Origin of the sequence: Methylophilus sp. (assembly GCF_035460085.1) — a bacterium.
GTDB lineage: Bacteria > Pseudomonadota > Gammaproteobacteria > Burkholderiales > Methylophilaceae > Methylophilus.
Window position 1 is genome coordinate 101,183 of record NZ_DATHWZ010000023.1, and the last position, 9,222, is coordinate 110,404.

The 9,222-nt window shown below is 46.3% G+C and carries 13 protein-coding genes; 5 read left to right on the forward strand and 8 right to left on the reverse strand.

Annotation, left to right across the window (positions count from 1 at the left end; all coding sequences use genetic code 11):
- Positions 1–10 precede the first annotated feature (10 nt).
- Together VK958_RS04105 and VK958_RS04110 are read right to left on the reverse strand one after the other, a co-directional pair.
- Entirely contained in the window at positions 11–1,312 is a 1,302-nt protein-coding gene (locus VK958_RS04105) for a TolC family protein (protein ID WP_325239221.1), read from the reverse strand.
- A gap of 64 nt (positions 1,313–1,376) precedes the next feature.
- Positions 1,377–1,727 carry a hypothetical protein gene (locus VK958_RS04110; RefSeq protein ID WP_325239223.1) on the reverse strand — a complete coding sequence of 117 codons (351 nt, stop codon included), beginning with the start codon at positions 1,725–1,727 and terminating at the stop codon, positions 1,377–1,379.
- Between the two features lie 291 nt (positions 1,728–2,018).
- On the opposite strand from VK958_RS04110, the gene VK958_RS04115 reads away from it, so the two are divergent.
- Positions 2,019–2,246, forward strand: a complete 228-nt coding sequence (locus VK958_RS04115; RefSeq protein ID WP_325239225.1) for a hypothetical protein — start codon at positions 2,019–2,021, stop codon at positions 2,244–2,246.
- 97 nt (positions 2,247–2,343) lie between these two features.
- On the opposite strand, the gene VK958_RS04120 is transcribed toward VK958_RS04115, so the two are convergent.
- Together VK958_RS04120 and VK958_RS04125 are read right to left on the reverse strand one after the other, a co-directional pair.
- Entirely contained in the window at positions 2,344–2,514 is a 171-nt protein-coding gene (locus VK958_RS04120; protein ID WP_325239227.1) for a DUF3309 family protein, read from the reverse strand.
- Positions 2,515–2,674: 160 nt separating this feature from the next.
- Positions 2,675–2,881 (reverse strand): hypothetical protein, encoded by a 207-nt coding sequence (locus VK958_RS04125; RefSeq protein ID WP_325239229.1) that lies wholly within the window; start codon positions 2,879–2,881, stop codon positions 2,675–2,677.
- Between the two features lie 332 nt (positions 2,882–3,213).
- Here VK958_RS04125 and VK958_RS04130 point away from each other — a divergent pair, with 332 nt between their 5' ends.
- Positions 3,214–3,378: a hypothetical protein gene (locus VK958_RS04130; protein ID WP_325239231.1), complete on the forward strand. Its 165-nt coding sequence runs from the start codon at positions 3,214–3,216 to the stop codon at positions 3,376–3,378.
- A gap of 144 nt (positions 3,379–3,522) precedes the next feature.
- On the opposite strand, the gene VK958_RS04135 is transcribed toward VK958_RS04130, so the two are convergent.
- Complete coding sequence (locus VK958_RS04135) at positions 3,523–3,828, reverse strand: hypothetical protein (protein ID WP_325239233.1); 306 nt, start codon at positions 3,826–3,828, stop codon at positions 3,523–3,525.
- 245 nt (positions 3,829–4,073) lie between these two features.
- Here VK958_RS04135 and VK958_RS04140 point away from each other — a divergent pair, with 245 nt between their 5' ends.
- The 3 genes from VK958_RS04140 to VK958_RS04150 all read left to right on the forward strand — a co-directional run bounded on the left by VK958_RS04140 (position 4,074) and on the right by VK958_RS04150 (position 7,348).
- Complete coding sequence (locus tag VK958_RS04140; protein ID WP_325239236.1) at positions 4,074–4,742, forward strand: DUF2490 domain-containing protein; 669 nt, start codon at positions 4,074–4,076, stop codon at positions 4,740–4,742.
- 189 nt (positions 4,743–4,931) lie between these two features.
- Positions 4,932–5,414, forward strand: coding sequence for a DUF421 domain-containing protein (locus VK958_RS04145; RefSeq protein ID WP_325239238.1), 483 nt, complete (start codon positions 4,932–4,934; stop codon positions 5,412–5,414).
- Between the two features lie 341 nt (positions 5,415–5,755).
- Positions 5,756–7,348, forward strand: coding sequence for an EAL domain-containing protein (locus tag VK958_RS04150; protein ID WP_325239240.1), 1,593 nt, complete (start codon positions 5,756–5,758; stop codon positions 7,346–7,348).
- Between the two features lie 45 nt (positions 7,349–7,393).
- Here VK958_RS04150 and VK958_RS04155 read toward each other — a convergent pair whose 3' ends face one another.
- The 3 genes from VK958_RS04155 to VK958_RS04165 all read right to left on the reverse strand — a co-directional run bounded on the left by VK958_RS04155 (position 7,394) and on the right by VK958_RS04165 (position 9,047).
- Positions 7,394–8,347, reverse strand: coding sequence for a PA2778 family cysteine peptidase (locus VK958_RS04155; RefSeq protein WP_325239242.1), 954 nt, complete (start codon positions 8,345–8,347; stop codon positions 7,394–7,396).
- Between the two features lie 43 nt (positions 8,348–8,390).
- Positions 8,391–8,783: a PA2779 family protein gene (locus VK958_RS04160; RefSeq protein WP_325239244.1), complete on the reverse strand. Its 393-nt coding sequence runs from the start codon at positions 8,781–8,783 to the stop codon at positions 8,391–8,393.
- A 108-nt stretch (positions 8,784–8,891) separates the two neighbouring features.
- A complete protein-coding gene (locus VK958_RS04165; protein ID WP_325239246.1) occupies positions 8,892–9,047 on the reverse strand; it encodes a DUF3309 domain-containing protein in 156 nt (51 codons plus the stop codon).
- Positions 9,048–9,222 lie beyond the last annotated feature (175 nt).

A 9,222-nucleotide genomic window follows, 5' to 3' on the forward strand; every position in this document is an offset into this window, starting at 1 on the left:
TATTGTCCTGTCATGGCGTGGGCAACACGGGCGTAGCCCAACCGGAAATATATTCAAGTTCGATTTGCACCAGCCGCATGTCTTTTTGGGCGTCGATGATATCCCGTTGTGCATCCACCGCCTGGCGCTGGAGTATCAGTAATTGCGGCAGGCCGATTTCACCGTTTTCAAAAGCGAGTTTGGCCAGCGTGAGATTTTCTTCGAGCCGGGGGTAAACCTCTTTATCTAAGCGGCTGATGCGCTCGCGGATGTTTTCGCGGCGTAACCAGGCGGCCTGAATGGCCGCTTTCGCATTACGCGTCAGCGCTGTTCGATTGATTTCGGACTGCATTAATTCGGCTGTGGCGCGCCCGATACCGGCACCATTGCGGCGAAAGATAGGCAGCGGCAGCGACACCCCTAGCGAAGTGATATTGTCATCGCCGGCGATGGTCGCCTCGCGGCTATTGTTCAAACTGACAGTCAGGTCCGGGTAGGTCAGGTTTTTCTGTAATGCTAATCTGGACCTGGCAGCGGATTCTTTGACATCCAGCGACTGGATGCCAGGCCGGGCAGTTAATTTTTCGAGCAGGTCGGTGAGGGTGTAAGTGTTTGCCACCGGCATTAACTCGCCTGACACCACAGGCAATTCAGCTTCCCCTAACTGCAAGGTAGCCGCCAGTTGCGCACGCGCACGCACCAGTTGCTCGTTCAATGCACTCAGTTGGTTACGTGCGCGTTCAGTATCCACCACGGCCAGGTTGCCATCCAGCAGGCTGTCTTCACCTGCTTGAACACGTTTGCGTGATAAAGCGGTATTTTGCTCTATCAGCTTCAATATGCGCTGTTCAACCTCCATCCTTTTCTGGATGGCCAGCACCGTCACGAACTGCTCTTCCATTTGTGCGTGCAAAGTGCGGTATTCCTCGGCGATATCCAGTGCTATCGCCTGCTGGCTGAGTTGCGCTGCATTTCTTCGCCAGCCCTGTTGCCCGGCAATCTCAAAAGTTTGCGCAATGCCGGCACCCCATTCACCACGCCTGCTGTTGGCGCCGGGTGATTGGGCAATACTGCGTTGCCGCATATCCATATTGACGACGGGATTGTAATAAAGCAGCCCTCTGGCATCCTGGTAATCGCCATCAGGAATGTCCTGGTTTGCAATCTGGCGCTGTAATTCCGGGTTGCTTCTGGCAGCCAGCTGCCAGGCCGTTTCCAACGTTAATGACGCCGCATGTAATGACACAACGGGCAAGCTTGTCGATAGCCATAAACCAAGGCTGACAGTGGTTGCAATACGCTGCAACGCTGTCTCAAACATAGGGATAAACACAGTGAATACCTCTCTAGATCAATCACGATTTCAGAAGCCAGGTTGCCTCTGACTGACAAATGATTTACAAGAGGATAGGAGGGCGGTAAAGACCTTGCAGAAAAGGATGGCTCACCTGATGCGGACGATGAAAACTATAGATGCCTGAATCCAGCACCGGAATCACATGCAATACGCCATGGGAAATCAATCCCAGGATATGTGCTGAAAAATGGCAGGCATGGTTGCAGGTGGATTCTTGATGTTGCTGAGGGCTCTCCTGCGTTTCATTCTGTGTATGCACGTCCTGCAATAAGGTGTTTTCAGACATGAATACATCATCTGCCATGACAACAGGCGATACCGCCCACGCTGACGAGCTAATGACAGAAAGCAGCGCGATAAAGGCAAGAAACTTTTTAAACAAGGGATGCATGCGCTTTCAATTTAGCAATTACCATTTTAATAGTCAAGGAACCTGCCCAGGAAGACCTGAAGACAGATGCAAACCAGACCAGGTTTGCAGCAGAAAAATAAACACCCTCTAAATACATTTAATTAAATATTTCAGATACATCGATAACGGAGTAAGCTGGCTTTTGATGCTAACAATCAGTTTATGTGACTGAGTGCTACGGTAATTTTTAGGCATCAGCAGCTCAGTGCCTGAACAGTAGTTCGGTCTGGTAATTTTCTGCAATGCGTGATGACTGCGGAGGATATCGCGATGAGTTTCGAAAACATGACAACGGATGAATTGATCCGAATCGCTAATGCAGGATTGGGCTTCACGCTGAAGGCAAATAGCAAACCACTGGATGATTTAATCCGAATTGCTGAAGCAGCAAAAAACAAAGGCGCAACCATCACCTTTACCGATCTGGAAAACTTAAGTGCTGATGACATCAAACGTATACATGTACATGCGATATTTGATCGCAATCAAGTTACTTGAATGTCGTGCTAGTGACTTGAATATCGTGCTAGTGATAAGCAATAAGCACCATGGGAAGAAGCCTCGCGACTTCGATCAAGCGCCAATCACCAACCATCTAAACATCAATGAACCCTGCGGTAAACGAGAGGATAATCAATGCCGCAACGACAACGCCGATGACGCCTTTGCTGGAATGATTTTCAGCCCACGGGATATTGTAAGGCAAGCTGCGCGCCGCACTGATGGCGGCTAAAACGACAAATACAATAAGTAATGTACTAATCATAGCGTTCTCCTGCAACTTAATCCTACATTATCGTTCCTGCTGGTAGTGTGGGATTCTCTAAATTAATTGGGTTGATTGATAGTTGGTTCATCATCTCCAAAATCAAGAATTTATGCCATACAACTCAGGCTGAATTTTTTGTAGGAAAGTTCAGACAACGTTAATCATGTGCATTTTTTAGGGCTTTTGAATGCTTGATCGCCATTGCTTGTTTTACTGTACGGGTAGCGGATTTGCCTTCCCGCCGCTTGAGGTTACTTTCGCGTGATTTTTCTGTTACAGCGTCGCTGCGCTCGTCTCTGTCTGCTGAGCTTATTTCAGAGAATCGATCGGGATTCAGGTAATCCAGGGTGAATCTGTCTAACATATCAATCTCCTTATCAAAAAATTATTGCCACGTGAATGGTGGATTGCATGATGGTGGATTGTCACTGCATGGAGGTTTTACTGAAGATGCACTAATGTTCATAATTACTAGTGTTCATAATTACTAGTGCAAAATAACTGAAACTTATATTACACAATTCCGACTTAGCCTACTGTCAGTCGCTCTATGAAAGCGACGTAGGAATTTTCAGCGTCATCATGTGCTTTAAGCACTCCATAAATTCTTACAAGACTTTAAGCAATTTACCGATAAAAAGACTGCGTGCCGACCAGTATCTTGAGTTCATTCGATCAACTTACAGGGATAGAAAAATGTCTTTTTCACTGATAGAACAATATTTTTTCGGGCAACAGAATGATACTGATCATCCAGTATTTCCTGAAGAAACCCATAAACCGATCAAACCTGATCCAGATACTCCTTATCAGCCGGTTGAACCAGCTGAACCTGATGTCCAGCGCGATATTATTGGTTAGACAGTACAATACCAACGCTGTGATTTACCCGAAGGGGCATGCATATGTGCATGCCTTTTGTTGGATTATTGAAGGTGTGTCTCACAAATGCCAGCGATTTATGCACAGCCATGAGTGTTTTGGATGTCAGCCTGAAATAAGTGCTTACACTGGTAGCTGTTTTGCAGATTCGTAGCCAGCTTCCGTTAGCCTGAAAGCATCATCCAGCGGTGTAATCCATTCCTGTTTTTTTGCATATTCAATGCCACTCACCATATCTTCTTCACTTTTTTGCTTGTCGTACCAGACACTACTTAACTTATTGGTCAGTAAAGCTTCTCCAGTCAGCAATTTGAAATGATCTACAAAAATGCTCATTAACAAATGCGCATTTTGTTCCGGCGTGTGGAGGTTATCCGTTTCAACAGCGTGATTAGGGTCGGTTTGATCAATGCGTGTTTCTCCGCACATATTAGCGCTCCTTCAATCGTAATCTATTTTGCAAACCTATCATGCCGCGCTGATAAAAAAGCCGCTATGCCAAACTGGCTGAATTGCATGTAGGAATGATAAGACGTATACAGCGCGTATTAATCAAGGGAAATTAAGATTTAATTCAGCTGCATCTCCTAAACTTTCCTAAATGTAAAAAGACGAGGCGTATTGCAATGAAAAAAAGAGGTGCTTTGCTACATGGTTTTGTATTGAGATTTCTAATGCTGATATCACCAGCTTTAACAATGCTGGGCTCCAGCCACGCTTATGCTGGACCGCAAGTGGATGGGGGCTATTGGTTCAACCTGCGTATGCAGGGTGAATTACCGGTTCATCATTTTTATTGGGATATGGATATCAATCCTCGCTGGCGGGATGAAGGCAAGCATCTGGATACCCTTTATCTGCGACCTGCGGTGTTTTATAAACCTGATGCTAAAACCAGTTTATGGTTGGGACATGATACGATTGCCAGCCATCCCGATGGAAAATCTTCTTACCAGGAAAATCGGTGGTGGCAGCAATTCCAGTATCAGTTCGAACCTTACCATTCAATCACATTTACCAACCGCAGCCGTCTCGAAGAGCGAACAAGAGAAGGATTCCATGACACAGGTCATAGGCTACGGCAAATGTTCAGGGCCGCACAGCCGGTAACAAATCATCCTGCCCTTTCTGTAGTCGTGTCTGATGAAGTGTTTATCAATGTCGACCAGACGGATTGGGGCGCACACCGTGGCCTGGACCAAAACCGTTTTTTTGTCGGCGTTAACTGGAAGATCGATAAAAGCTACGTTCTCGAAACCGGTTACCTTAATCAGCTCGTCAATAAAGCCACCCGCAATCTCGAGAACCATGTCGTCACCACTACGTTAAGCTTTAAATTTTAGTCTATTGTTTTTATTGTTTTGAATCTGCTATGAAAGCATCCGCTTTAATTTCAGCCTTTTCCTACATCACTTTACGCGTGATCTGACAAAGAAAGTATTTGCAGTTTTGTAGCATTCAACCCAAGGTGGACTCAATGTGAGTGATTGAGTGTAAACATCATTTAGCGAGAAATAACCGGGGTAAAGCATATGGATCTGTCACCGTTTCATCTCACTGTCCCGCTTTGGGAAATCATCCTTCGGGGCTCGGTGGTTTACTGGTTTTTATTCATCATCTTCAGGTCTATCCTGCGTCGCAGTATGGGAAGTGTCGGTGTCAGTGACTTCCTGTTTGTGGTGATTATTGCCGATGCCTCCCAGAATGCCATGAGTGGCGATTCCAAATCGATTTCAGATGGCCTGGTACTGATCGCGGTGTTGGTGTTCTGGAACCTGTTGATTGACTGGCTCAGTTTCAAATATAAATGGGTAAGAAAAAGGGTGGAAGCGCCGCCACTGGTACTGGTAAAAAATGGCGTATTGCAACTCCGCGAAATGCGCAAGGAATTCGTCACCAAAGATGAAATCATGGCCAAATTGAGGGAAGAAGGCATAGGGCATGTTTCGGAAGTCAAGCAAATGCAAATCGAGATGGATGGAGAAATCAGCGTTATCCTCTATGAAGAAAAATGATTCAGCAATCTCGCGCCTAGCGGGGTTTTACTATTCCACCGCATAAAATAAAAAAAGTTAACAATTAACCCCTGTTTACTCTTCAGACTCGCCCACCTGTGCCGATAACATGGATACAGAGACAATTTGTGTCAATATAATTGCCTCCATCAGCTTCAAGAACGATATCCAAACAACACTAACGAAAAAATAAATTATGTTTATCACTCTTGTACATCAGGCGCATTCAATCATTACAGGCTTGTCCACGTTTACTCCCTGAACACCATCGGCCAGCGTTTACCAGGGCCGATGTGTATGAACCATGCAGCGATAAGACTGACTTTTGGAAGGGTGCAAAATTGAATAATCTATTAAATATAGGTTGGCGGAACAACCGGGTTTTCACCGGCATTACTATTTTACTTATTCTGTTAACGGCCTTTGTTTCAATCTTCCTCTCATTAATGATTGCGCAAAAACAGGCCATTTCAAAAGAAACCAAGCACCTGCGTGAAGTGACCACTGGTGTGTTGATGCGTATGGATGCAACGCGCACCCAGCTTACCAATGTCGTAAACCACTTTGCATCCGTACCGGAAAAAGAAGCTTGTTCCCCCCGGCATATCCAAAAAATGCAGGAATTTAATATCACCGGTTTCTTTCTCCAGGCAGTCGCCCATGTCAAGGATAACCGGATAACCTGCTCCTCTATCTCGGAAATATTTGATGGTTTAGTCCTGGGGCAACCTTTCCGGATCGAACCTGATGGCACCAGGATGTGGGTAAACATCAAGGTGGCTGATTGGCAAAATCACCACCTGGTAATGATGGAGAAAGCTGGCTGGGCAATCGTACTGGTACCCAGCCACACGATAGAAGCCTTGGGGAGTTCGGATGTTTCTGTAGGTATATTCGGGATTGAATCGCAAAAGTTATATACCTCAAGGGGCCATATCGCAACTGACTGGCTTAAACGATATCAAGGAAAGCAAGCGCTTACTTTCATCGATAAACAGCGTCACATGCTGGTATATATGGCGTCCAACAAATTGAATTTAACCGGCGTTGTCACTGCTATACCATTAGAAGATATCAATGATGACCTGACCTCCTTTATCCAGATCCTGATTCCGCTGGTGATCGTGGTGGGCATCTCGTTAGGCGGCATTTTCGTCTATATGCAGAAAACCAGGTACTCGACAAAATCAGCCATTTTGCGGGCATTGGCGAATAATGAGTTTTACCTGGAATACCAGCCCATCATACATCTGGAAACTAACCACTGCGTCGGGGCTGAAGCACTGATCCGCTGGAGAACGTCAGACAATCACTTTATCAGCCCGGATACGTTTATCCCCGCCGCTGAAGCCTCTGGCGTGATCTGCCAGATCACGCAGCGAGTGTTTGAACTGGTTGCCAAAGATATGTATACGGCCCTGAATATGCATAAACACTTTTATGTCGGCATTAATATCTCGTCGCAGGATATTCGCTCGGGCGCTTTATTACCGATGATAGAACACCTGAAAAAATCGACAGGCGCACAAGGCAACCAGCTATTGATTGAAGTCACCGAACGTGGTTTTCTGGATGATGAAGAAGCGCTTACCACTATAAAAAATATCCGTGAATGTGGTGTGATGGTGGCGATTGATGATTTTGGTACCGGTTATTCCAGCCTGTCTTACCTGACCAAGTTCCAGCTGGATTACCTTAAAATTGACAAGATTTTTGTCGACTCGGTTGGCACCGATGCGGTCACCAGCCATGTCGCTTTCCATATCATTGAAATGGCAAAAACATTGCAGCTGGGAATGGTGGCCGAAGGCGTGGAAACAGCGCAACAGGCAAAGATATTACAAGCGCGTGGGGTTAAATATGTGCAAGGCTGGTTGTTCTCAAAATCTTTAAAAAGAAAAGATTTTTATAATTATCTTGAAAAACATACCTAAATAATGACAGGGTACTGCCCGCGCAATATCCGCTTGCCAGCGACTTTATTTTTTTTGCTGCCGGATCTCAACCAAAGTCTGGTCAATTTGCGCCTTCAGTTTTTCATTACTGCCTGCGAGCGACTGGCCTTTGGTAGCGACCGTCTCTGCCAGCGTAATTTGATTTTGCGCCAGTAGTACATTGGCTAAATTATTATAGGCCGCAGCTGATTCAGGATGGACTTCAGTGATATGTTTAAAACTGGTGGCAGCCAAAGGCAGGTCACCTGCGGCATAGGCCGCATTTCCCAAACCCATCAATAACACAAGGTGATCAGGCCATTGTTCCACCGCTACCTGGTAAGCTTTCTTCCTGGCTGAAACAGGCGCATTTTTTTCATAAGCGACCAGCGCTTTGGCAACATCATCCGCACTTGCGCTGGCTGGCAACTGCCCTGGTGGTAAAGCCACAAACGCCCAATATTCGCTGCGCGCCCAGGTACGCTGAAATGCACTGAGCGACATTTCCTGGCGCTTATAGGGGCCTGAACGTAGCCAAACCAACTCTTGGTCAGCATCATAGCCAATCACCACTGCATAATGCCAGGAGGGAACCCAGGATAATCCCAGGTTTTGCATCACGATCACGACATGACCTGAGGCAACTTCCTGCATGATTGCTTCGAGTTTTGCTGGTATCTGTACCGCGACAGCACCATGGCGCCTGGCAGCGGCCAGCATTTCAATTTGCAGGCTACCTTGCCGGCTGGGCACGTAGACTTCCGGCGTCAATTGCTCTGGGGTAGCAGGAATATGGACTGCAGTCAATGCAGTCGCTAATGCAGCAGGGCCGCACTGGTACTGGTCTTGCGGAAAGAACGGTGTTTGTGTGAGCTCAACCCGTCGGGGCAGCTGGGAGTTCTGTGTCGCTTCACGTACCCCGGTGGCAGCACACGCTGTCAGCAGGCACAAAAAAGCCAGCATGCTTAAACGAGCCAGACTGGCTTTGATGTTACCCATGTTCAATTACGCATCTCGCAATCATGAGCGAGATGATAAATCATTAACGCACTGAACGTGTAAATGGGAAGATTTTAGTGAAGCCCAGGATATCAGTCAGCAACAATACCAGGAACACCAGTACCACTGCACCAATGATGCCACCACCTGCCGGGGCTTTGTCCAGTTGAGTAGCCAGTGAGTTGGCTTCTTCATCTGTCAGCGCTGCAACACGTGACTTGGCTTCGACCGGGTCAATACCACGAGCCACCAATGCTGATTGCATGTCTTCACGCGAAAGCATGGCAACAATCTTTGCGCGATCTTGTTCACCTTTCACAGTAATGGCTGATTCAACTACCTGGTCGGTACTGATCATAGCTGCCTGCACTGTTTGAATGGAGCCTGTAAAAAAAATCGAAAGTGCCACAAAGGCGCTTAAAAAACGTTTTGCCATGATCATGGTGGGTTTCCTCTTATTGAATTAATTAAAGTAGATTGGAAAAAGATTGCTTTAACAGATGACAAAGAAATTGGCTTAGAAATTATTCTAAGCCAATCGCATTTATAACCTTCCAGTGAGCGCCAATATCAAAATGATAAGTACCACTAACCCCAACCCGCCGCTTGGGTAGTAACCCCAGCTGCTGCTGTAGGGCCAGGCTGGCAGAGCCCCGACTAAAGCAAGAATTAGAATCACAAGCAGGACAGTTCTAAGCATAGCGCGGTCTCCTAAACAGATAGCATTGCCAAATAAGCAATTTTAATTTTTGAGTTGTTTACTAATTGAGGCTCAATCATGGCGCCCCGTCAATAAACACGCCATGCAAATATGGCTGAATTATTTGTAGGAATATTCTGATACATCATTGGACCGCTTTGATAGCCGACCAGTT